Genomic DNA, 23,348 nt, shown 5'->3' with positions numbered 1-23,348 from the left:
TGAGCTGTGTGAACCGGAAGCAAGCCGCCATGTACGTCTGGGAACCGCACGTCCCAACCAGCGCCCGCCGCGTCCGGGTGACGGAGACCTCGTGCTGCGGGGAGTACGAGTGGTGCTGTGAGGCCAGGAGGTTCTTCGTCCTGCGTCACGTCGAGGGCGTCGGCTACGAGGAGACCGGCCGGGGCCGCTACCCGGAGGCTCGCCAGGTGTGGATCGCCCTGGTGACTGCCCACGAGCACAAGGAACGCAGGTCATGAAGTCCACCCCTTCACGTCACAGAACGTCGCGTACGCCCTCTTCGACGATGTTCGGCACGGAGACGGGCGCGGCTCGCCGTTGAAAGCAGGCCCCTGAGTCGCGCCCGTCCACCACGACCGTGCGCACGTGCTCGAATCCGTGCTCCAGGTAGTAGCGCTGAAGCCCGTGGTTGGTACGCCACACATCCAGGCGCAGCCACGGGAATCCCTGCCGCGCGGCCTGATCCACCGACCAGTCCACGATGTCACCGCCCAGCCCCCGGCCCGCCTGGTCCCGAGCGACGAGCAGCTTGTACAGGTACAGGGCAGGCCCGTCAGTGTCCGGATCCCAGAAGTCCAGATCCGGCCGGGTGTTGAGCGTCACCGTGGCGACCACCTCGCCGCCGGCCTCGAACACCCAGGTCTCGCGGTTGGCGATGTTGCGGCGGATCTTCTCCCGGCCGATCTCGTCCCACTTCGCCGTCCACTGCTGGATGCCACGCTCGGCCAACCAGCGTTCGGACTCGGCACGCAGCTCGACGACACGCTCGGTATCGCTCTCGACGGCGAGACGGGCCGCCAGGACGGGACGGTCAGTCATCTCTGCACTCCACCTGGTAGATGTACTTCGACCCGTTACCCGGCCTGATCTGGTGCAGCACTAGCACGGGCTTGCCTGACGTGGTCAGCGTCGTACGGACGACTTCGAGCACCGCCATGACCCCCGCCAGTTGCAACCGGTCCGTCTCCTGACGAGAGGCGATCCGCGGGGTCAGCTCGTCGATGTGGTCGCGCATCGGACACCCGAGCTCGGCCAGGACCTGAGCCGTGTTGACGCTGTCCGGCTCCATGATCCCGGTGTCCTTGACGAGGTTGTACGCGTAGTAGGAGTCCGCCAGCGACTCCGGCTCGTTGGCCGGCTGATCCGGCCCCGGCCCGATGTAGCGGACCCGGCTACGCACCACGACCCGCTCACTCTCCGGGATGCCCAGCCGCTCCGCGATCGGTGTTCCAGCCACCATGTGGCTGCCCGGCAGGATGCTCACGCTGATGGTCTGCCGATGGGAGAAGCCAGCCGCCTCGACATCCGCCGTCCAGCCGTCGGTCTTGACGTTCTCCAGGCGCTTCGGGTCCTGCCATTTCGTCATGTGCCAGGTCATGCGCAGCGACTCGCGGACGTAGAAGCCCTTCTTCGGCACGGCCACGACCAGGCCCTCACCGATCAGCGCCTGGTAGGCGTGTCGCACGCTCAGCGACGACACCTGCTCCTGCTCCATGAGTTCAGACGTGCTCGGAAGCCGGTCCCCCTCGGCGTACTCGCCGCTCAGGATGGCCTGTCGTAGGTCCTCGGCGATCCGTGCCGACACGTCCCCGCGGAGCGTGTCCCGCCGCCTCTGGCTGGGCATGTTGAGCCCCTCTCGTTCGCCTTGTTCAAACAAGTATGCCAGCAGTCGTTGACGACGCTTGTTCGCCTTGTTTAAATAAGACGCACCAGGGCATGATCAGCCCAGCTGACCAGGCCAAACAACGAAGAAGCCGGGATGCGGTCCCTAGTCGCCAAACCAGTCCCGCACCCCGGCGCCCCTTCAAGAGAGGTGTACTCATCATGACCTACGGGTCCAAGACCATGCGGATCGTCCCTGACGATCTCGCCGAGCCCGTCCAGTGGTTCTGTCTCATGTGCGATGGCGTGGAGGAGTCCGCGCCGGACGTCGAGCCGCCGTCGCCGCCGATCTGCCCCACCTGCATCCGCCTCGTTCTCGTCCAGGCCCTCCGCGCGCTGGGGGTGGACCTGTGAACAACGAGTACGAGAACGACGAGGTCTCCGATCTCCTGGACGACCTCATCAACGCCGAACCGGCGTGCGACTCCACCATGGCCGTCCTCTTCACCGGTCCCGACATCGAGACCGACGAAGAGCGCTGGACCCGGGAGGCGACGGCCAAAGCCATCTGCCAGACGCGCTGCCCGGCCCGCGCCGCCTGCCTGTCCTACGCCATGGCGCTCGACCCGGAGGAGGGCGTCTGGGCGGGCTACACCGCAGAAGAACTGCGAGACGTACGCCCGCTCCTCATCTTCCTTCCCGACCGCCGCGCGAACGAGGTGGCGTAGATGGCCGCCCGCTTCCAGTGCTGCGAGTGCGGCAAGCGGACCCGCAGCCCGTTCGGCTGCCGCTGCGGCGGTGGCCGTCCGGCCCAGCGCTGCGTCATCCATGGCGCTCGCTGCCAGCCCGGTTGCCGCGTCTGCCGCATGCTCGTCCGCTCCGGCCACTGAACGGAGATCAGCCCATGTCTCACGACCAGCCTCCGAACACCATCACCGACTGGCAGTGGGCGCAGCTCCAGGAGAACGCCCGCAAGGCCAACCCGCACCTGGATCGCTTCTCTGACCCGGAGGCGATCAAGCGTCACAAGCAGTCCGCCCAGCAGTTCAAGAACCGCAAGTGGAGCTAGCCATGATCACAGTCCTCTCCTACATCCTCGTCTTCCTCGTCGGCGGCCTCTGCATCGAGCTGGTGCGCATGGGCCAGGAGCGTTACCGGCTCTGGCAGGTCTCCCGCGCCACCGTCCGCCAGGGCGGCTCTCTCGAAGTCGTCGCCCGAGGCTGGGCCGCCTCCCCTCGGAACTGGTGCAGCAAGCCTGGCTGCCCGCGCTGCTGGGGACGGCGGTGGGGCCGATGAACAGTCCCGCCACTTCACCGAACGGAGCCATCACCATGAACGACCAGCCCGGCCCGCGCCCGCTGTCGGAAGGAGAGCAGACCCTGATCTCGGTCACCGCCGCCGCTGTCGGCGTGCTGGGGCTGATCGGGTTCGTCATCTCCTTCGCCACCGTCATGGACGCGGCCAAGCCCACGTTCGGACCGCTCGCCTTCCTGCTGCCCCTCGGGGTAGACCTCGGCATCGGCGTGTTCTCCGCCCTGGACATCGTCCTGGCCCGCCTCAACATGCGGGTGCGCTGGCTGCGATTCATCCCCTGGACGCTCACCGCCGTCACCGTCTACCTGAACGTCGCCGCCTACGCCACCGCACCCGGCGGGCCGAACTGGTTCGCCGTCGTCTCCCATGCGATCCTGCCCGGCCTGTGGGTGGTGGCCGTCGAGATCGGCACCCACGCCGTCCGCAAGCGCGCCAACCTGGCCCACCCGTCCCGCCGCCTCGACAGCATCCGCATCTCGCGCTGGCTGCTGTCCCCGGTCCCGACGTTCGCCCTGTGGCGGCGCATGGTGCTCTGGGAGGTGCGCTCGTACCCCGAAGCTCTGAACCGCGAGCGTGAGCGGATCCTGGCCAAGACCGACCTTCAGGACCGGTACGGCCGCCTGTGGCAGTTCAGGGCCAGCCGACGCGAGCGCGCCCTGTACAAGCTCGGCGAACTCGCGCCGGCCCGGACCGAACCGGTACGACTCGTGCCGCCTCCGGCTCCCCAGCGTCCTGCCCTGACCGCCGCACCCGCCCGCAAGCCGTCACCCCGTAAGTCGCGCAAGACCACCCGTCCTGCCATCGCCCCGTCCGAGGTGGACGACCTCATGCCGCTGGGCTGGCAGGTCGCCGCCGACCACGACGCCCGAGGCGTCACGCTGACGCGGGACCGGCTCCGCTACGCCATCCGCCAGACCGGCCAGTCCATCTCCACCGACCGCGCGGGAGCGCTGCTCGCCCGCCTGCGGACCGAGACCGGTCCGACCGCCGAGAACACGGAGCAGGAGGCGGCTTGATGGCTCTTACCTTCGCCCGCCCTTCGACCGGCGATCCCTCACCGGTCGGACCGCACGGGCCGACCGCCGACATCACCACAACCGCCCGCAGGGACGACACGCGGTCCGACCGCACATCGTCCCTGAACAAGCCAGTACGGGACGCGGCCTCATCCGCCAAGACTCCGGCCGCGCCCCGCAACCCCGCTCGCAGCTACGCACACGAGGTGCACACATCATGACTCATCACCCGCACGACCACGAAGACCACCCCGACGAGAACGACGGTCCGACCGCACCCGAGACCGGTGGCGAGGTCGTCCCGCTGGACGCGGCTCGTCGCCGCGCCCGCCGCGCGGACGACCGCGACGAGGACGAGTTCTTCGACCGCGAGACGATCGCGATCGAGGGCACGGTCCTCGGGCCGCCGGTCGACCCGCCGGACGACGACGTGCCCTACCACTCCAGCACTGACAGACGTCGCGCTCCGATCGTCCCCGCGACCTTGAAGTCTTGGAACGGTACACGCTCCATGCTGATCTGGGCCGCCAAGGACGCCGGGTACGTGCTCGGCTACCACGCGGTCCGCTCACCCAAGTACGCCGCCAAGGCCACCCTCTACGCCCCGGTCGGCTTCTTCCGCGCCACGGGCAAGCTCCTGCACTGGGCGACGGCCGAGGAGGGCAACTGGGCACTGCGCCAGTACGCCGCCGACCGCAACGACCCGGAGACCTGGCTGAAGCTGGACAAGCAGCGCCAGCGCCAATCCCGCTGGCGCTGGTCGGTCCTGGCCGCCCTCGCGGTGACGGCCCTGATCGGCCTCCTCGTCTTCCTACTCGCCGACATCCCGACGTGGGGCCGCCTGCTGGCCATCGCCGTGGTGGTGCCGCTGCTGGCCCGCGCCGGTAGGCCCACGGACAAGCCCATCACCGACCGCGTCTCGGAAGGACCGCGCTACCGCAAGCTCACCGCCGAGCTGGTCCGCCGCGCGCTGCTGTCCTGCGGCATCTCCGGCATCAACCAGGCCGTCAGCAAGGACCAGCACGCCATCAGCTTCCCGCAGGACATCCACCGCGACGGCCCCGGCCACCTGGCCATCATCGACTTGCCCTTCGGCGTGGAGGCCGCCGACGTGGTCGCCCGCCGTGGCCGGCTGGCCTCCGGCATGCGCCTCCCGCTCGACCAGGTCTGGCCCGAACCCGGCGACGGCCACCCCGGCCGCCTCGCCCTGTGGGTCGGCTACGAACCCGCCTCCCAGATGAAGCAACCCGCCTGGCCCCTGCTCAAGGACGGCAAGGTGGACGTCTTCAAGCCCTTCCCGTTCGCCACCACGCCCCGCATGGACACCATCAACGCCGCCCTGATGTTCCGCAACTGGCTGGTCGGCGGCCAGCCAGGCTCCGGCAAGACCTTCGCCCTGCGCCTGGCCGTACTCGCCGCTTCGCTGGACCCGCGCTCCGAGCTGCGCATCTACGAACTCAAGGGCGTCGGAGACTTCAAGGTCCTGGAGCCGGTCTGCACCGAGTACGGCAACGGTTTCGACGACGAGACCATCGCCCGCTGCGCCGGGATGATCCGCTGGCTCTACAAGGAGTGCGAACACCGCTCCAAGCGCATCGCCCACTTCGCCCAGCTCGGCAAGGCCCCGGAGAACAAGGTCACCCCGGAACTCGCCTCGCTCAAGGACTCCGGCCTGCACCCGCTGATCGTCGCCATCGACGAAATCCAAGAGCTGTTCCTGCACCCCAAGTACGGCAAGGAAGCCGGAGAGATCCTGGAGAAGGTCATCAAGCTGGGCCGCGCCCTGGGCGTGATCCTGCTGATCGGCACCCAGATCCCCGACAAGGACAGCCTGCCGACCGGCATCACCCGCAACGTCAACACCCGCTACTGCATGAGCGTCGCCGACCAGGTCGCCAACGACATGATCCTCGGCACCTCGATGTACAAGAACGGCTACCGCGCCACCATCTTCGAGCCCGTCAAAGAGGCCGGTTGGGGCATCCTGTCCGGCCTCGGCAAGCCAGCCGCCCGCCGCTCCTTCATGGTGGACACCGACGCCGCCAAGCACGTGGTGACCCGCGCCATGCAGCTACGCGGCTTGGCCGGCACCCTGCCCGAGGAAGGCACCCAGACCCGCACCGACGCGCCCACCTTCGACCTGCTCACCGACCTCGCCCAAATCTGGCCCGCAGGCGAGACGGCCGCCTGGAACGAAACCCTGTGCACCCGCCTGGCCGAACTTCGCCCCGACTTCTACACCGGCTGGGCCTCCGAACAGCTCACCACCGCACTCAAACCGCACGGCGTAGCCGTCCAGAGCATCGGCCGCCGCATCGACGGCAAGGCCGTCACCCGGCGCGGCATCCGCCTGGACGACCTCACCGACGCCATAGCGGGACGTAACCGCCGAACCGGCACCGAGTAACCCCGCCGGAGGGTGCTAGCGCTAGCAGCTGACCCTGCTATCGCTAGCACCCCCGCTAGCACCAGAAATAAGCCCTGGCCAGGGCGTTAGCACGCTAGCGCCCTCCCTTGAGGACACCCGAAAACGGCCCAGGAGGCCACCCATGGACCCTGCCCTGTTCATCGCTATCGCAGTGATCTTCACCACCCTGTTCATCACCGTCCGTTACGCCGCCGAGTGCTACATCAGGCCCTTCCGCCGCTGCCGCTCCTGCCACGGCAAGGGCCGCAAGCCCAACCGCATCGGACGCGGCACTCACGAGTGCCGCCGCTGCCGCGCCACCGGTCTCCGCCTGCGAATCGGCCGCCACCTCTGGAACCACTTCCGCGCCCTGCACCGCGACGCCACCCGCTGACTGGAGCACCCATGCCGATCACGAACCTGACCCGCTACGCCCTCGCAGCCGCCGCCCGAGGCTGGCACGTCTTCCCGCTCGCGCCGAACGGCAAGACTCCGCCCCGCGGCTTCACCAACTGGCAACACCGCACCACCACCGACCCGGCCACCATCCGCCGCATCTGGCAGCGTCCATACAACCTCGGCATCGCCACCGGCCCGTCCAACCTCGTCGTCATCGACCTGGACCAGCCCAAGCCCGATGAGCAACCACCACCGCAGTGGAACCGCCCCGGCATCCGAGACGGCGCAGACGTCCTCGCCGCCCTCTGTGACCAGGCCGGACAACCACTCCCGCTGGAGACCTTCCAGGTCCGCACCCGACGCGGCGGCCTGCACCTGTACTTCACCGCACCCAATGGAGTCACCCTGACGAACACCCAAGGTGGCAACGGCGGCCTCGGCTGGCTGATCGACACCCGCGCGAACGGCGGCTACGTCGTCGGCCCCGGCAGCCACGTCACCGACGAACACGGCAGCGGCACCTACAAGGTCCTGCACCCCATCCCACCAACACCACTCCCGGTCTGGCTAGTGGAGCGACTACGCCCGGCCCCACTGCCACCACAGAAGCCCATCACCGTGCCCCTCGTATCCGACCGCCACGGCGCGTACATCCGCGCCGCCGTCCTCGGTGAGCTGCAACGGGTGGCCAGCTCACCACCCCACGGCCACAACAACGCGCTCTACCTCGCGTCCGTCGCGCTCGGCCAGCTCGTCGCCGGAGGCGAGTTGCACGCCGCCGCCGTCACTACGTGGCTCACGGAGGCAGCCACGCAGATCGGCCAGCCCTACCGCGAGGCCCAGCGCACCATCGCCTCCGGCCTGCGCGCCGGAGCCCGCCGGCCCCGAACGGTGGCCGCATGACCAACGACCGCAGCACCCACCTTCGCCTGGTCAACGGTGATGCCGTCCAAGCGCCAGGCCAGCCCGTGCCGTTCCGTACCTCCTGGACCGCCGACGAACTGATGGCCATGACCTTCCCGGAGCCCCGCTGGGCCGTCCCCGGCATCATCGCCGAAGGACTCAGCCTCCTGGCAGGCCCGCCCAAGGTCGGCAAGTCCTGGCTCAGCCTCGGCCTCGGCATCGCCGTGGCCAGCGGTGCCAAGGCGCTGGAAGCCATCGAACTCGAACCCGGCCCCGTCCTCTACCTCGCCCTGGAAGACACCGCCCGCCGCCTGCAGAACCGCATGGGCAAGATCCTCAGCGGCCAGCCCGCCCCACGCGACCTCACGCTCGCCACCACCTGCCCGACCTGCCCGCAGGCGGGGAAGAGGCCATCGCCCGCTGGCTCGACCGCAACACCAACGCCCGCCTCGTCGTCATCGACGTCTTCGCCAAGATCCGAGGCACCACACCACCCGGCCTGTCCGCCTACGACGCCGACTACGCCGCTATGAGCCGCGCCAAGCGCCTGGCCGACACCTACGGCGTCGCCGTCGTCCTGATCCACCACGTCCGCAAGATGGCCTCAGAAGACTTCCTGAGCGAAGTCTCCGGCACCAACGGCCTGGCCGGAGCCGCAGACGCCACCCTCGTCCTCAAACGCGCCAGAGGCACCGCTGACGGCGTCCTGCACGTCACCGGCCGCGACGTCGAAGAAGCCGAATACGCCATGGCCTTCCAACCCGCCGCTGGCCTCTGGCACCTCCTGGACGGCCCACCCGAAGACCACGCCCTCTCCGATACCAGAGCGGCCATCGCCCGCCACGTCCGCGCCAACCCCAACAGCACACCCAAGGCCATCGCGGACGCCACCGGCCTGTCCCACGAGAACGTCCGCAAGACCTGCCAGCGCATGAACGCTGACGGCCAGCTCTGCGTCAACGCCACCGGCCACTACCGCCTCCCCGGGGCAGAGTCCCCGGCAGGCGTCCCCAGCGTCCCTACCGTCCCAGCCCACATCACCACCAGCACCAACGCCCACGTCCATGAGGGACAACCGGCCCTGCTGCCTGTCCCCGCTGTCCCCACCGATGAGGAGACCCACCAGTGACCACCTCAACGCCGGACAGCGTTCGGCTCACCGACACCCAGCTCTACCGCGTCACCGACGCCATGCGCCTCCTCCGCATGAGCCGAACCGTCATCTACGACCAGATCCGCACCGGCCGCCTGCGCTCCGTCAAGCAAGGCCGCGCCCGCCTCATCACCGCCAGCGCCATTCGCGCCTACATCGCCCTCCTGGAGAAGGAAGCAGAGGAAGCAGCCTGATGACCAAGCGACGCAGCAGAGGAGACGGCGGCCTCCACTGGGACGACAAGCGCCAACGCTGGATCGCCACCGCCAGCCTCGGCTATGACCCCAGCGGCAAGCGCATCGTGAAACGAGGCAGCGGCAAGACCAAGACCGAAGCCAAGAACAAGCTCAAGGAGGTGCTCAGGGACTATGAAGACGGGCTGACCATCGCGCCAGGGGAGTCGACCGTCGCTCAAGCAGCGACCGACTGGCTGGCCTACGGGCTCAGCGGGTTGGACCCAAGCACCGTCGCGACGAACACCATCCTGGTCAAGACGCACATCATCCCCGCGCTGGGCAAGCGGAAGCTCCGCGACCTCAATGCACAGGATGTGGACAAGTGGTTGGCCAGCAAGGCCAAGACACACAGCACGAGTACCGTGGCGCGGCTCCATTCCTGTCTGAATCGGATCATCAAGCGTGCCATGGCGCGCGACAAGGTCCGGCGGAACGTGGTCGAGCTGTGTCGAGTGCCCCAGGGCAAGGAAGGACGCCCGTCCAAGGCGCTCACAATGGCCCAGGCAGAAGAGGTGCTGAAGGCCGCCGAGGGCAAGAACCTGTACGCCTACATCGTGGTCTCCCTGCTCACCGGCGCACGCACCGAGGAACTCCGCGCACTGCGCTGGGATCACGTGGACCTGGAGGGCAATCTCGACGGCACCCCGCCGATACCGCCGTACGTCGCCGTGTGGCGCTCCGTGCGAAGCGGGGGAGACACCAAGACCCGCAAGTCACGGCGCACCCTCGCCCTCCCTAAGCGGTGCGTAGACGCGCTGATCGAACAACGGGCAGCTCAGCAGAAGGAGCAAGGCGACGCCTGGTCAGAGCATGGCTTGGTGTTCGCCTCCACCGCCGGAACCGAACTGGACGCGGCCAACGTACGGCGAGCGTTCCGGCGTGTAATCAAGTACACAAGCTTGGACCCCTCGGAGTGGACCCCGCGAGAGCTGAGGCACAGCTTCGTCTCTCTGCTTTCCGACAACGGGACGCCGTTGGAAGAGATTTCTCGCTTGGTAGGTCACAGCAGTACGGCCGTCACAGAGCTGGTCTACCGCAAGCAGATTCGGCCGGTACTACAAGGAGGGGCGGTCGTGATGGACACAATCTTCAAGACGTGAGTCTCGGGCTTGACCCTGTCCCTCGTATGCGACGAGGGACAGGCTCTTAGTCCTTGGAGGCGAAGTACTCAAAACAGCTACCACAGACGGTCATCTCGCTTCTCCCCATGACCTCACCACAATTCGTACAGGTGTCCAGGTCGGAGTAGTTGCCGAAGTAGCCGCAACTGAAGCAACACACTTCGGCCTGCACCTTCGCCATTGCGAGAACCCCTCGGACAAGGGCATCAGCTCCGCACTCATGGCAGCTGCTCACAGGCCACTCACTACGCATCTTGGCAGCAAGGTACTTGCTCGCGTGCAAGATGTTCGATGCGTAGTCCTCAGCTACCACATCGCCAGCGAACTGGTAGGAGCAGAACAGACATCGTCCAGGGCCACCATCACAGACGTATGAGTCCTTCTGGCAATCAGGACAGGCGACTACGGGCACCTCAGCCTGATCGATCGTCGGCTTCAGGGAGTTCATTCGCTCCTTGACCAGCACGTCGATCTCGCGGATCTGCTCCATCACCTCGCTGAAGGTAGCGTCGATGAGCTTGCGCTCTCTATCGGGCGCACCCGGAGCAAGCTCCTTCTCGATGAAGCGGAGGAGCATCTCCATAGCTCGTGCCACTGTTGCCTGCGTCGCCAGAGGGTTGTCTCCCACCAGGGCGAAATGAGCGATCTGATTACGGGTCCTGTTAAGACTCCTGATCCGTTTACGATCTTCGTCTGAGATGGCCACGTTTGCGATCTTCACCAGGCGCTCCACCACCTGATCGATCGTCGCGCTCTTGAAGTCTCCGGTGTCATACGTCGTGCGCTGGGCTTCCCTAGGGTCTGCCACGACCAACGCCCAGTGCTCTCGCGCGAGCCTGACCTTGAGCAAGATCTCGATGCTAGCGCTCAGGTGAACGGCGGCGTACTTCACCTCCCCATCGTTGAGGAGGCTTACTGCGCTCGTAAGGAACTCTAAGCCGTTGTTGACGGCGTGCCAATTGATCTCTGCCATGGAAACTCCTGAACCGGCACCGCAAGAGGGTGGGTGCCCTACATGATCCGGAACGCTAGTCACGCAGATAGACACTCAAACACAGAAAAGGTTGCTCTCCGAAGATCGAAGAGCAACCCTTGTGCTGGTCAGACTGGGTGGGGCTACCAGGACTTGAACCTGGGACCTCTTCCTTATCAGGGAAGCGCTCTAACCGACTGAGCTATAGCCCCGCTCGCACCCCGAACGTTATCGCATCCGCTTCACAGAGGCGAACCGGTTGTTCGGAACGAGGAAAAGCTTACCGCCTCCAGCAGGCTGCTCGCGCCGCCCGTACCCACCGGCCGGCGCGAGCAACACCGCTTACTCAGCCTCGCTGAAGGTCACCTCGACGCCCCCCACCAGGTCGGAGGCGATGTTGTAGATGACCGCCCCCAACGTGGACAGAGCCGTGATCAGTACGACGTTCACCGCCCCGATCAGCGCCGTGTAGCCGAGGATCCGCACGGGCTCGAACCAGGAGGCGATGTCGATCGGGATGGAGCTCTGCCCCTGCTCGCCCTGGCCGAGCTGGTTGACCAGGTCGACGATCGAGTCGAAGACACCCAGGGCCGACAGCACGCCGTACAGGACGGCCACGGCCACGAACAGCACCACGAAGCAGACCAGGGAGACCACGAAGCTGAACTTCATGGCCGACCACGGCTCGACGCGACGCAGGACCAGGTGGGCCTTGCGGGGCAGGCGGCTTCCGGACGAGCCGGAGCCCTTCTTCTTGGGCAGCTCAAGGGCCGGCGGGGCCTCGCTGGCCAGCGACGGGCGCAGGCGTACCGTCTCGTTGCCCTCCGACTGCTGCTGCGCTCCCTGCGGCGGGACAGGCGGGCCCTGCGGCCCGGATGGGCCGTGGGGGCCCGGAGGGCCGGGCGGGCCCGGCTGCGGCGAAGGCTTGTTGTCCTCCTTGGACGGCATGGACCTGCCCTGCGCGGGCGAGGTGTCCTGGCCGTCTTCGACCGCGTCGAACATCTCGGTCTCTGCGGGCTTCTTCGGCTGCTGTCCGTTACCCGAAGCCGCCTTGGTCCTGGCTGGACCACCCTGGGCGCTCATGAACTACTCTCCTCCCCCGTCTTCATCACTCTCCACCGAAGTCTCCATCGACTCGGCGTTCCGGGCGAGGGCCACCACGCTGTCGCCTTCAGCGAGATTCATCAATCGAACTCCCATGGTCTGGCGGCCGGACTGCTTGATCTCGCCGGCACTCGTCCGGATCACCCCGCCGGCGGACGTGATCGCGAAAACCTCGTCCTCTGGGTTGACCATGACGGCTCCGACCAGCTTGCCACGGGAAGATACGATCTTCGCAGTCAGCACGCCTCTACCGCCACGTCCTTGAACTGGATACTGCTCCACTGGCGTCCGTTTTGCGTACCCAGCCTTCGTGGCGATAAGCACATCTTGGCCGTCTGCGATCCGATTCATGGCGAGAAGTTCGTCACCTTCGAGGAACCTCATGCCGATGACACCGCTCGTCGCCCGTCCCATGGGACGTAGTGCCTCGTCAGAGGCGGTGAAGCGGATCGACTGCGCGCCCTTCGAGACGAGCAGCAGGTCGTCTTCCTCGGAGACCAGGCGGGCTCCGATGACCTCGTCGTCCTCCCGGAGGTTGATCGCGATCAAACCTCCGGACCTGGGGGAGTCGTACTCGGACAGGCGGGTCTTCTTGACGAGCCCGCTACGGGTGGCCAGAACGAGATAGGGTGCGACGTTGTAGTCGCGTAGGTCGAGAACCTCCATGACTGTTTCGTCGGGCTGCATGGCAAGAAGGTTCGCAAGATGCATGCCCCGGGCGTCGCGACCCGCGTCGGGCAGCTCGTACGCCTTGACGCGGTACACCCGCCCCTTGTTCGTGAAGAACAGCAGCCAGTGGTGCGTCGTGGTGACGAAGAAGTGGTCGACGATGTCGTCCTGGCGCAGCTGAGCACCGCGGACGCCCTTGCCGCCGCGCTTCTGCGCCCGGTACAGGTCGGTACGGGTGCGCTTGGCGTAGCCGCCCCGGGTGATGGTGACGACGATCTCTTCCTCGGCGATGAGGTCCTCGATCGACATGTCGCCGTCGTAGGCGATGATCTCGGTCTGCCGCTCGTCGCCGTAGCGGTTGACGATCTCGGCGAGCTCCTCGTTGATGATCTCGCGCTGCCGGCTCTCGCTGGCCAGGATCGAGTTGTACTCGGCGATCTGCGTCATCAGGGAGTCGAACTCGTCCTGGATGGCCTGCCGCTCCAGGGCGGCCAGCTTGCGCAGCTGCATGTCGAGGATGGCCTGCGCCTGCACCTCGTCGATCTCCAGCAGCCCCATGAGGCCCTGCTGGGCGGCGGAGGCGGACTCCGAGGCGCGGATCAGCGCGATGACCTCGTCGAGCCGCTCCAGGGCCTTCAGCAGCCCGCGCAGGATGTGGGCGCGCTCCTCGGCCTTGCGCAGCAGGTAGCGCGTCCGGCGGACGATGACCTCGATCTGGTGGGCCACGTAGTGCCGGATGAACTGGTCGAGCCGCAGCGTGCGCGGCACGCCGTCCACCAGCGCCAGCATGTTGGCGCCGAAGGTGTCCTGGAGCTGGGTGTGCTTGTACAGGTTGTTCAGCACGACCTTGGCGACCGCGTCGCGCTTGAGCACGATGACCAGGCGCTGCCCCACCCGCGAGGAGCTCTCGTCACGTACGTCGGCGATGCCCGTGAGCTTGCCCTCACGGACCAGCTCGGCGATCTTCAGCGCCAGGTTGTCGGGGTTGACCTGGTACGGCAGCTCGGTGACGACCAGGGCCTGCCGCCCCTTGTCCTCCTCGACCTCGACCACGGCCCGCATGGTGATCGAGCCGCGGCCGGTGCGGTAGGCGTCCTCGATGCCCCGGCGGCCGACGATCAGCGCCTTGGTGGGGAAGTCAGGGCCCTTGACCAGCTTGATCGAGGCTTCGAGCAGCTCCTCGTCGCCGGCCTCCGGGTTCTCCAGCGCCCACTTGACCGCCGCCGCGACCTCGCGCAGGTTGTGCGGCGGGATGTTGGTGGCCATGCCGACGGCGATGCCGCCAGAACCGTTGACCAGCAGCTGCGGGAAGCGCGCCGGCAGGACGTCGGGCTCCTGCGACTTGCCGTCGTAGTTCGGCCGGAAGTCGACGGTCTCCTTGTCGATGTCGCGCAGCATCTCCATGGCGATGGGCGCGAGCTTGCACTCGGTGTAACGCATCGCCGCCGCCGGGTCGTTGCCCGGCGAGCCGAAGTTGCCCTGCCCGTCGACCAGCGGGTAGCGCAGCGACCAGTTCTGCGCCAGGCGGACCAGCGCGTCGTAGATCGAGGTGTCGCCGTGGGGGTGGTAGGTGCCCATCACGTCACCGACGACGCGGGCGCACTTGAAGTAGCCGCGGTCGGGACGGTACCCGCCGTCGTACATCGCGTACAGCACGCGCCGGTGCACCGGCTTGAGGCCGTCGCGCACGTCCGGCAGCGCCCTGGACACGATGACGGACATCGCGTAGTCCATGTAACTGCGCTGCATCTCGGACTGGATGTCCACAGGCTCGATGCGGTCAGCCGGGGGAGTGGTGTTCACGTCCGTCACAGGTGTTGGTCCTTCTTAAACGTCGAGGAAGCGAACGTCGCGCGCGTTGCGGATGATGAAGTCGCGCCGCGCCTCCACGTCTTCCCCCATCAGCACGCTGAACAGGTCGTCGGCCTGCGCCGCGTCGTCAAGGGTCACCAGGCGCAGCAGCCTGGTCGCCGGGTTCATCGTGGTCTCCCAGAGCTGGCCGGCGTTCATCTCGCCCAGACCCTTGAAGCGCTGGACGTTGTCGCGTGGGCGCGGGTCCGGCTTGCCGCTCGCGATGCCCGCGGCGATCACCGCGTCGCGTTCGCTGTCGGAGTAGGCGTAGGAGGCGTCCTCGCCCTTGCGGTCCCACTTGATCTTGTACAGCGGCGGGCAGGACAGGTAGACGTGACCGGCCTCGATCAGCGGCCGCATGAACCTGAACAGCAGCGTCAGCAGCAGCGTGTTGATGTGCTGGCCGTCGACGTCGGCGTCGGCCATCAGGATGACCTTGTGGTAGCGCAGCTTGCTGATGTCGAACTCGTCGTGCACGCCGGTGCCCAGAGCCGTGATCAGCGCCTGGACCTCGTTGTTCTTCAGGACCTTGTCGATCCGCGCCTTCTCGACGTTGAGGATCTTGCCGCGGATGGGCAGGATCGCCTGGAACCGCGAGTCGCGCCCGCCCTTGGCCGAGCCGCCCGCCGAGTCACCCTCGACGATGAACAGCTCACACTTCTCCGGGTCGTTCCACTGGCAGTCGGCCAGCTTGCCCGGCAGCCCGCTGCCCGCCTCCAGCAGCGACTTGCGCCTGGTCAGGTCGCGCGCCTGACGTGCGGCGATGCGGGCGCGCGAGGCCTGCAGGGACTTGTTGATGATGTCCTTGGCCTCGCCGGGGTTGCGCTCGAACCAGTCACGCAGGTGGTCGTTGCAGGCCTTCTGCACGAACGACTTCGCCTCGGTGTTGCCGAGCTTGGTCTTCGTCTGCCCCTCGAACTGCGGGTCCGACAGCTTGACCGAGATGATCGCGGTCAGGCCCTCACGGACGTCCTCGCCGCTGAGGTTGTCGTCCTTGCCCTCCTTGAGGAACTTCTGCTCGCGCGCGTAGCGGTTGACGATGGACGTCAGCGCCGCGCGGAAGCCCTCCTCGTGGGTGCCGCCCTCGGCGGTGTTGATGACGTTGGCGAAGCTGTAGACGGACTCCGAGTAGGAGTTGTTCCACTGCATGGCGATGTCGACCGCCAGCCCGTCGCTCTCCTCCTCGAAGGAGATGATCGACGCGTGCGCCGGCTCCTTCTTGGCGTTGAGGTGCTGCACGAAGTCGGACAGGCCGCCCTCGTAGTGGTAGGTGACGGTGTGCGGCTCGCCGTTGATGTGGTCGGGACGCTCGTCGGTCAGCGTGATCGTCAGGCCCTTGTTGAGGAAGGCCATCTCCTGGAAGCGCCGCGAGAGCGTCTCGTAGTTCCACGTGGTGGTCTCGAAGACGTCGGGGTCGGCCCAGAACGTGACCGTCGTGCCGGTCTCGTCGGTCTCCTCGCCCTTGGCCAGGGGAGCCGTGGGCTTGGACATCTCATAGCGCTGGCGCCAGTAGTGGCCGTTCTGCTTGACCTCCACCTCCATGGCGGTGGACAGCGCGTTGACGACGGCCGAGCCGACGCCGTGCAGACCGCCCGAGACCGCGTAGGACTGGCTGTCGAACTTGCCGCCCGCGTGCAGCGTGGTGAGCACGACCTCGACGGCCGAGCGCTTCTCCACCGGGTGGATGCCGGTGGGGATGCCGCGCCCGTTGTCGACCACGCGCACGCCGTTGTCGGCGAGCAGCGTGACGTTGATGGTGTCGGCGTAACCGGCCAGTGCCTCGTCCACCGCGTTGTCGACGATCTCTTGCACGAGATGGTGCAGACCACGCTCGCCGGTGGAACCGATATACATACCCGGGCGCTTGCGAACCGCCTCAAGCCCTTCGAGTACGGTGATTGAGCTAGCGTCGTAGGACAACTGCGAAATCCTCCTGCCGCGGACACGCGGCGGGGGAGGCGACTATCGAACGAAGCTGCCCCTGCCGTGCCCGTCACCGTCGTGAGTGCCCCGATGCGCGGTCACCCAGGAGAGTCGGCTTGCTGCCGGGGTGACACGCAAGCGGACGTGTCCGGAATCCTTTTTCATTCTACCGCTTCCGGAGGGCCAAGGTGGCAATGAACGCGCCTGTGATGCCCGCTAGCTCGTTTGGCCCCCGGGCAAGCATCCCCCCTCCGGAAAGGGGGCTTATCGCGTCTGCGGCTGTCTGATCGCCCCGAGCGCCCAACCGGAGCTGCTGTGGACCGTTACTGTGCGAAGCCTCTAGCCGTAGGTGTCACGAGGACCCCGCCTTCCGGTCACCCGCAATCCTCCTGATGGACGCGGCGCCGTCTGCGGGCCTCTGACCTTGACCTTTGTCACGGTGCCGTCGCCGAGCTCCTCGTTGAGCCTGCGTACGAGGGTGCGGGCGAGCAGCCGGACCTGCGTCGCCCACGCCGTCGAGTCGGCCGCGATCAGCACCTCGCCGTCGTCGAACGACTCTGGCTTGGTGTGGGCGGCCAGGTCAGGGCCCACGATCTCGACCCAGCGGCCGAACACCGCGCCCACCTTCGCCGGGCGCTCCCAGCCGCGATCGGCCAGCAGGTCGGCGATCGCGCGTCCGAAAAGCTGGGGATCTCCGTTCTCCCTGCGCGGGCCGCCGGCCGCCCTGCGCCTGGGCTCGCGGCGGGGGAGCTGGCCGCGTTTGGCGGCGTCGGCCTTGGCCTGGGCGAGCTTCTCCCTCGCCATGGCCACGCCTCTGGCGGTCGCGTTCTCACCGCCGGCCGCGGCGAAAGGCCCGCCGCCCCCCGCGGGCCCGCCAGGTCCGGCCGGTTGTGCACCGGTCGTCCCCGCCTGTGGACGACCGTCGCCCGCCGCGCGCCCACCGGCCGCGCCGGGCCGCGTTCGTCCACCGGAAGCCCCACCCTGTGGATAACTTCCGCTCCTCGGCGGTACGTCGTCAGCGGACACGCGTCACACTCCCCTCCGCGACGTCGAACCTGCCTCCCACCAGCTCCTGCGGCACGTCGTCCGCGACCGCCGCGGTGATCAGCACCTGCTCGGCGGGCGCCACCATCTCCGCGAGCCGCCGCCTGCGCTGGCTGTCGAGCTCGGCGAACACGTCGTCGAGGATCAGCACGGGATCGCCCCCGTCGGCCCGCAGCAGGTCGTAGGCCGCCAGCCGCAGCGCCAGCGCGAACGACCAGGACTCGCCGTGGCTGGCGTAACCCCGGGCAGGCAGCTCGCCCAGCCCGAGAACCAGGTCGTCGCGGTGCGGCCCGACGAGCGTGACCCCTCGTTCGAGCTCCGACGAGCGGACCTCTATTAGCCGCTCCCGCAGACGTTCTTCAAGGGTTTTCCCCAAGTCTGTGGATAACGTCTGTGTATCGAAAGATCCCCGCTCACCGGGGGCTTCGCCCTCCTGACCCCCCTCGCCTGGATCCCCGCCTGTGGACAACGTGCTGCGGTAGGCGAGCGTCGCCGGAGCGCTCGACGGCGCCAGCGCGGCGTAGGATCCGGCCACCAGCGGGCGCAGCGCCTCGATGAGCTCCAGGCGCCCGCGCAACAACTCCGCCCCGTGCCGGGCCAGATGGGCGTCCCAGACCTCCAGAGTGCTCAGCACGTCGCCCGCGCCGGCCGCGGCGAACCCGCTGTCCCTCTCCTGCCGCCGCGGGCTCCTGCTGCCTCTGCGGGCCTGCGCGGCCGTACGCAGCAGGGCTCCGCGCTGCTTCAGCACCCGGTCGTAGTCGGCACGCACCCCCGCGAACCGGGGTGTCCTGGACACCAGCAGGTCGTCGAGGAAGCGGCGGCGCTCGGACGGGTCGCCCTTGGACAGCGCGAGGTCCTCGGGCGCGAACAGCACCGTGCGCAGCAGGCCGACGACGTCACGGGCCCGTGAGACGGGGGAGCGGTTGAGCCTGGCGCGGTTGGCCCGCCCCGGGTTGATCTCCAGCTCGATCAGCGCCCGCCGATCATCCCGCTGGATGGCGCAGCGCACGATCGCCCGGGTGGCGCCCTGGCGCACCAGCGGCGCGTCGCTGGCCACCCGGTGGCTGGAGTGCGTCGCGACATAGCCCAGGGCCTCGACCAGGTTGGTCTTGCCCTGGCCGTTGGGCCCCACGAACGCCGTGACGCCCGGCTCCAGGCCGAGCTCCACCGACGGGTAGGACCGGAAGTCGGTCAGCGAGAGGTGGGCGACATGCACCCCACGAGGTTAGTGCGCCTCACGGGTCACCGGGGTCACCGGCATACGTTCTGTGGAAAACCCTTGGTGTTGTGGATGACCCCGGGAATCGGCCCTCGCCGATCAGCGATCGGCCTCGCGCGGCGGCGTCACGTCGGCGCCGGGGGAGTCGGCCCCCTTGCCGGTGCTGCCCTCGGCCGAGGTGATCGCGTGGCCGCCGAACTGGTTGCGCAGCGCCGCCACGACCTTCATCGCGGGGGAGTCGTCCTGGCGCGAGGCGAACCTGGCGTACAGCGCGGCCGTGATGACCGGCAGCGGCACTGCGTGGTCCACGGCCGCCTGCACGGTCCACCGGCCCTCGCCGGAGTCCTGTGCGTAACCGCGGAGCTGCTCGAGGTGCTCGTCGTCGTCCAGCGCCCGCACCAGCAGGTCGAGCAGCCAGGAGCGGATCACGGTGCCGGTGCGCCAGCTGCTGAAGGAGCCCTTGACGTCCTTGACGACGTCGGAGGCCTCCAGCAGCTCCCAGCCCTCGGCGAAGGCCTGCATCATGCCGTACTCGATGCCGTTGTGGACCATCTTCGCGAAGTGCCCGGCGCCGACGTCGCCCGCGTGCACGAAGCCGTCCTCGCCCTCGGGCTTGAGCGTCTCGAAGATGGGCATGAGCCGGTCCACGTGGGACTTCTCGCCGCCGCACATCAGCGCGTAGCCGTTCTGCAGGCCCCACACGCCGCCGCTGACGCCGCAGTCGACGAAGCCGATGCCCTTCTCCGCCAGCTCGGCGGCGTGCTTCTGGTCGTCCACGTAGTGGGAGTTGCCGCCGTCGATGACGATGTCGCCCTCGTCGAGCAGCTCGCCCAGGTCGTCGACGGTGGTCTGCGTGGGCTTGCCGGCGGGCACCATGACCCAGACGGCGCGCGGCGCCTGCAGGCGTTCGGCCAGCTCCTTCAGGCTGGCGACGTCGCTGATCGCCGGGTCGCGGTCGTAACCGACGACCTCATGACCGCCGCGGCGCAGCCGTTCGGCCATGTTGCCGCCCATCTTGCCCAGTCCGACCATGCCGATCTGCATGATGTACCCCCTTGTCAGACTTCCATCATCTCCGATGACAGGTTCAGCCTGACAGTCGGATGGGCATGATCAGGTAGCGGTAGTCCGTTACGGCACCGTCCTCCACAGGCTTGCCACCGGTGAGGATAGCGGGCTTCGTGGACGTGGTCATCTGGAGCCTGGCCACGTCGGAGTCGATGGCACCCAGCCCTTCCAGCAGAAACTGGTGGTTGAAGGCGATGTTCATCTCCTCGCCCTCGTAGTCCACAGGCAGTGCCTCGACGGCCTGCGCCTCGTCGCCGCTGCCGGCCTCCAGCACGACCTCGCCGCTCTTGAACGCCAGCCGCACCGGCGTGTTGCGCTCGGCGACCAGGGCCACGCGCTTGACCGCCTCGACGAACGGACCTGTGGACAGGTCGGCCCGGGCGGAGAACTCGGTGGGCAGCAGCGAGCGGTACTTGGGGAACTCCGGGTCGAGCAGCCGCGTCGTCGTGCGCCGCCCCGCGCTTGAGAAGCCGATCATGCCCTCGCCGGTGCCGCCGGCGGAGCTGAGCGCGATCTCCACCTCGGCGCCCGTCGCGCCGAGCGCCTTGGCGGTGTCGGCGAGCGTCTTGCCGGGGATCATCGCGATCGCGGCGAAGTCGGGCTGCCCCGGCTGCCACTTCAGCTCGCGCACGGCCAGCCGGTAGCGGTCGGTCGCGGCCAGGGTGACCGTGTCGCCCTCGATCTCCATCCGTACGCCCGTGAGCATCGGCAGCGTGTCGTCGCGGCCCGCGGCGACGGCGACCTGGCTGACGGCGGAGGCGAACACGTCGCTGCCGACGCGGCCGGCGGCGGGCGGCATGGCCGGGAGGGTCGGGTAGTCCTCCACAGGCATGGTCAGCAGGGTGAACCGCGCGCTGCCGCACGTGACGACCGCCTTGGCGCCTTCCACCACGAAGTCCACAGGCTGTGCGGGAAGCGCACGGGTGATCTCGGCGAGCAGCTTGCCGGAGACCAGCACGACCCCGGCCTCACCGGTGTGCAGCTCCAGCGTCACCTCGGCGGAGACCTCGTAGTCGAAGCCGGAGAGCTTGAGCTGCTGCTGCTCGGTGACCTCCAGGCGCATGCCCGCGAGAACGGGCACCGACGGGCGTGCCGGGAGGCTGCGTGCCGTCCATGCCACCGCCTCAGCGAGGACGTCTCGCTCGATTCGGAACATCACGGTCATCAGCCTCCTGGGTCGTCGTTGATTCAAGGATCTCAAGGATCCACCCTCCCGGACTCGCGCTCCGGGAGAACCCCTCTATGGGTCTTTGAGTTTCTTAGTTAGAGAGATAGGAAGTCATCACACTAGGGGCTGTGGAAACTGTGGACAACCAGAGTCTTGGCTGGTCAGCCGCCATATTTTCATCCACTTGTACTGTGGGCGACGCCTGGGGAGAACTTCGCCGCCTGGGGATGGAGATTCTCTGCCCACAGGCCGTCCCCAGATCATGGTCCCGTCATCCACGGGAAGACCGGGGTTATCCACGAGGTTTCCACAGGTTATCCACCGGGTAGAAGGGGCCCTTTTGGAGCCCCAGATCCGTTGTTCACAGTCTGTCCACACGCTGTCCACTGGTAGTCCCCAAGTTCCCCACAGGATGTCCCCAGCCTTGTCCCCAACCCATGTGGACGGATTTTTCCCAGCATTGTCGGGCGAACGGCGGGTGAATTTCTGTGTTTCCGCTGGTCCACAGCGTTTTCCACAGGCTGTGTACAAACTCAAGATCCACGCTGTGTCTGCTTGATCCGCATTGTTAGCTCGTTGACCTGGTTGTACATCGACCTGCGCTCCGCGATGAGCGAGCGGATCTTCCGCTCGGCGTGCATCACGGTGGTGTGGTCACGGCCGCCGAACTGCTGCCCGATCTTCGGCAGCGACAGCTCGGTCAGCTCGCGGGCCAGATACATGGCGATCTGCCGGGCGTTGACGAGCGCCCGGCTGCGCGAGGTGCCGCACAGGTCGTCGATGCTGATGCCGAAGTACTGCGCGGTCTCGCTCATGATGGCCGCGATGGTGATCTCGGTGTCGGACTCCGAGGTGATCAGGTCCTTCAGCACCACCTCGGCCAGCTGCAGGTCCACGCCCTGCCGGTTGAGGCTGGCGAACGCGGTGACCCTGATCAGCGCGCCCTCCAGCTCCCGGATGTTGGTGGAGATGCGGCTGGCGATGTACTCGAGCACCTCGGGCGGCGCGGCCAGGCCCTCCTGGATGGCCTTCTTCCTGAGGATGGCGATCCGGGTCTCCAGCTCGGGCGGCTGGACGTCGGTGATCAGGCCCCACTCGAACCGGTTGCGCAGCCGGTCCTCCAGCGTGATGAGCTGCTTGGGCGCCCGGTCGCTGGAGATGACGATCTGCTTGTTGGCGTTGTGCAGGGTGTTGAAGGTGTGGAAGAACTCCTCCTGCGTCTGCTCCTTGCCCTCCAGGAACTGGATGTCGTCCACGAGCAGGATGTCGATCGCCCGGTAGCGGCCGCGGAAGCCGTCGGCCTTGTGGTCGCGGATGCTGTTGATGAAGTCGTTGGTGAACTCCTCGGAGCTCACGTATCTCACCCGCGCCCCGTCGTACAGGCTCTGGGCGTAATGCCCGATCGCGTGCAGCAGGTGCGTCTTCCCCAGCCCCGAGTCGCCATAGATGAACAGCGGGTTGTACGCCTTCGCGGGGGATTCGGCCACCGCCACGGCCGCCGCATGGGCGAACCGGTTGCTGGCACCGATGACGAATGTCTCGAATGTGTACTTCTGATTAAGTCTGGCCGGTTCGCTGGGCTTGTTGCTCTTCGCTTCCCACCGGTTCGGGGCCGGCTCCGGCGACTTCTCCACAGGCGGTGTGTACGGCTGGGCCTGTTCAAAAGAGAAGCCCTGCTGTGGATATTCGGTGGATATCTGGGGCTGCTCCGGCTGTGGAGAATAGAACTGCGGAGGCTCCGAAGCCTGGTTGGGCTGCGGTTGCACGGGCTGTGCATAACGCAGCTGACTCTCCACACCCTGGGGATAACTTTGAGTCACAGGCTGTTGATGAGGCTCGCCGGCGCGCTGCTCCGGCGCCGCCGTGTCGATCATCACGGCCACCCGCATGGTCCGCCCGAGCTCCTGCGAGAGCGCGTGCGTCACGAGCGGGCGCAGCTTGTTGCTCTCGATGAGGTCCTTGAGGAAGTCGTTGGGGACGCCGAGCACGATCGTGTCGTTGGCCAGGGCGATCGGCCGCACCATCGACAGCCAGGTGCGCTGCTGGATGGGCACGTTCTCGTTGAGGAAGTTGCCCAGGGCACTCGCCCATACCGTGCCGAGGTCGACACCGTTCATGGTGCGGCTCCCCCTCCTTCCTCTCGCGGCCCCCCGCGATCGT

General features: G+C 67.4%; 22 protein-coding genes, 1 tRNA gene and 1 pseudogene. 12 read left to right on the top strand and 12 right to left on the bottom strand.

Annotated features, from left to right (window positions below; genetic code table 11):
* The first annotated feature begins 29 nt into the window (after positions 1-29).
* The gene (locus tag LCN96_RS00120; RefSeq protein ID WP_225270540.1) at positions 30-257 is read left to right on the top strand and encodes a hypothetical protein; all 228 of its coding nucleotides are present in this window, start codon (positions 30-32) and stop codon (positions 255-257) included.
* A gap of 16 nt (positions 258-273) precedes the next feature.
* On the opposite strand, the gene LCN96_RS00115 is transcribed toward LCN96_RS00120, so the two are convergent.
* Together LCN96_RS00115 and LCN96_RS00110 are read right to left on the bottom strand one after the other, a co-directional pair.
* Positions 274-837, bottom strand: a complete 564-nt coding sequence (locus tag LCN96_RS00115; RefSeq protein ID WP_225270539.1) for a GNAT family N-acetyltransferase — start codon at positions 835-837, stop codon at positions 274-276.
* On the bottom strand, positions 830-1,642 hold the full coding sequence (locus LCN96_RS00110; RefSeq protein WP_225270538.1) for a GntR family transcriptional regulator: 813 nt from the start codon (positions 1,640-1,642) through the stop codon (positions 830-832). The genes LCN96_RS00115 and LCN96_RS00110 overlap by 8 nt, the downstream gene beginning before the upstream one ends.
* Before the next feature lie 200 nt (positions 1,643-1,842).
* Here LCN96_RS00110 and LCN96_RS00105 point away from each other — a divergent pair, with 200 nt between their 5' ends.
* The 11 genes and pseudogenes from LCN96_RS00105 to LCN96_RS00055 all read left to right on the top strand — a co-directional run bounded on the left by LCN96_RS00105 (position 1,843) and on the right by LCN96_RS00055 (position 10,148).
* The gene (locus LCN96_RS00105; protein WP_225270537.1) at positions 1,843-2,034 is read left to right on the top strand and encodes a hypothetical protein; all 192 of its coding nucleotides are present in this window, start codon (positions 1,843-1,845) and stop codon (positions 2,032-2,034) included.
* On the top strand, positions 2,031-2,348 hold the full coding sequence (locus LCN96_RS00100) for a WhiB family transcriptional regulator (RefSeq protein ID WP_225270536.1): 318 nt from the start codon (positions 2,031-2,033) through the stop codon (positions 2,346-2,348). Before LCN96_RS00105 ends, LCN96_RS00100 begins: the two co-directional genes overlap by 4 nt.
* Positions 2,349-2,524: 176 nt before the next feature.
* A complete protein-coding gene (locus tag LCN96_RS00095; protein WP_225270535.1) occupies positions 2,525-2,689 on the top strand; it encodes a hypothetical protein in 165 nt (54 codons plus the stop codon).
* A 2-nt stretch (positions 2,690-2,691) separates the two neighbouring features.
* The gene (locus LCN96_RS00090) at positions 2,692-2,916 is read left to right on the top strand and encodes a hypothetical protein (RefSeq protein WP_225270534.1); all 225 of its coding nucleotides are present in this window, start codon (positions 2,692-2,694) and stop codon (positions 2,914-2,916) included.
* Between the two features lie 35 nt (positions 2,917-2,951).
* The gene (locus tag LCN96_RS00085; protein ID WP_225270533.1) at positions 2,952-3,950 is read left to right on the top strand and encodes a DUF2637 domain-containing protein; all 999 of its coding nucleotides are present in this window, start codon (positions 2,952-2,954) and stop codon (positions 3,948-3,950) included.
* Positions 3,951-4,167: 217 nt separating this feature from the next.
* Positions 4,168-6,357 carry a cell division protein FtsK gene (locus LCN96_RS00080; protein ID WP_225270532.1) on the top strand — a complete coding sequence of 730 codons (2,190 nt, stop codon included), beginning with the start codon at positions 4,168-4,170 and terminating at the stop codon, positions 6,355-6,357.
* A 142-nt stretch (positions 6,358-6,499) separates the two neighbouring features.
* A complete protein-coding gene (locus LCN96_RS00075; protein WP_225270531.1) occupies positions 6,500-6,751 on the top strand; it encodes a hypothetical protein in 252 nt (83 codons plus the stop codon).
* Between the two features lie 11 nt (positions 6,752-6,762).
* A complete protein-coding gene (locus tag LCN96_RS00070; protein ID WP_225270530.1) occupies positions 6,763-7,659 on the top strand; it encodes a bifunctional DNA primase/polymerase in 897 nt (298 codons plus the stop codon).
* Positions 7,656-8,788 (top strand): annotated as a pseudogene (locus LCN96_RS56400) (AAA family ATPase). Before LCN96_RS00070 ends, LCN96_RS56400 begins: the two are co-directional and overlap by 4 nt.
* On the top strand, positions 8,785-9,006 hold the full coding sequence (locus tag LCN96_RS00060; RefSeq protein ID WP_225270529.1) for a helix-turn-helix domain-containing protein: 222 nt from the start codon (positions 8,785-8,787) through the stop codon (positions 9,004-9,006). The pseudogene LCN96_RS56400 and the gene LCN96_RS00060 overlap by 4 nt, the downstream one beginning before the upstream one ends.
* Entirely contained in the window at positions 9,006-10,148 is a 1,143-nt protein-coding gene (locus tag LCN96_RS00055) for a tyrosine-type recombinase/integrase (RefSeq protein WP_225270528.1), read from the top strand. Before LCN96_RS00060 ends, LCN96_RS00055 begins: the two co-directional genes overlap by 1 nt.
* Before the next feature lie 46 nt (positions 10,149-10,194).
* On the opposite strand, the gene LCN96_RS00050 is transcribed toward LCN96_RS00055, so the two are convergent.
* The 10 genes from LCN96_RS00050 to dnaA all read right to left on the bottom strand — a co-directional run bounded on the left by LCN96_RS00050 (position 10,195) and on the right by dnaA (position 23,305).
* The gene (locus LCN96_RS00050; protein ID WP_225270527.1) at positions 10,195-11,142 is read right to left on the bottom strand and encodes a hypothetical protein; all 948 of its coding nucleotides are present in this window, start codon (positions 11,140-11,142) and stop codon (positions 10,195-10,197) included.
* A gap of 138 nt (positions 11,143-11,280) precedes the next feature.
* Positions 11,281-11,354: transfer RNA gene (locus tag LCN96_RS00045), tRNA-Ile, on the bottom strand.
* A 130-nt stretch (positions 11,355-11,484) separates the two neighbouring features.
* Positions 11,485-12,225 (bottom strand): DUF3566 domain-containing protein, encoded by a 741-nt coding sequence (locus tag LCN96_RS00040; RefSeq protein WP_225270526.1) that lies wholly within the window; start codon positions 12,223-12,225, stop codon positions 11,485-11,487.
* 3 nt (positions 12,226-12,228) lie between these two features.
* Entirely contained in the window at positions 12,229-14,727 is a 2,499-nt protein-coding gene (gyrA, locus tag LCN96_RS00035) for a DNA gyrase subunit A (protein WP_225270525.1), read from the bottom strand.
* Positions 14,728-14,742: 15 nt separating this feature from the next.
* Positions 14,743-16,665 (bottom strand): DNA topoisomerase (ATP-hydrolyzing) subunit B, encoded by a 1,923-nt coding sequence (gene gyrB / locus LCN96_RS00030; RefSeq protein WP_397351942.1) that lies wholly within the window; start codon positions 16,663-16,665, stop codon positions 14,743-14,745.
* 363 nt (positions 16,666-17,028) lie between these two features.
* Positions 17,029-17,493 (bottom strand): DUF721 domain-containing protein, encoded by a 465-nt coding sequence (locus LCN96_RS00025; RefSeq protein ID WP_225270523.1) that lies wholly within the window; start codon positions 17,491-17,493, stop codon positions 17,029-17,031.
* A 211-nt stretch (positions 17,494-17,704) separates the two neighbouring features.
* Positions 17,705-18,949, bottom strand: coding sequence for a DNA replication/repair protein RecF (gene recF / locus LCN96_RS00020; RefSeq protein ID WP_225270522.1), 1,245 nt, complete (start codon positions 18,947-18,949; stop codon positions 17,705-17,707).
* Between the two features lie 102 nt (positions 18,950-19,051).
* A complete protein-coding gene (gnd, locus tag LCN96_RS00015; protein WP_225270521.1) occupies positions 19,052-19,996 on the bottom strand; it encodes a phosphogluconate dehydrogenase (NAD(+)-dependent, decarboxylating) in 945 nt (314 codons plus the stop codon).
* A gap of 43 nt (positions 19,997-20,039) precedes the next feature.
* Positions 20,040-21,179 (bottom strand): DNA polymerase III subunit beta, encoded by a 1,140-nt coding sequence (gene dnaN, locus LCN96_RS00010; RefSeq protein WP_225276277.1) that lies wholly within the window; start codon positions 21,177-21,179, stop codon positions 20,040-20,042.
* 542 nt (positions 21,180-21,721) lie between these two features.
* Positions 21,722-23,305, bottom strand: a complete 1,584-nt coding sequence (gene dnaA / locus LCN96_RS00005; RefSeq protein WP_225270520.1) for a chromosomal replication initiator protein DnaA — start codon at positions 23,303-23,305, stop codon at positions 21,722-21,724.
* Positions 23,306-23,348: the final 43 nt, after the last annotated feature.

Source organism: Nonomuraea gerenzanensis, from assembly GCF_020215645.1.
GTDB classification, from domain to species: Bacteria; Actinomycetota; Actinomycetes; order Streptosporangiales; family Streptosporangiaceae; genus Nonomuraea; species Nonomuraea gerenzanensis.
The sequence above is the reverse complement of the archived record's forward strand: the minus strand, read 5'-3'. Positions and strand labels throughout refer to the sequence as shown.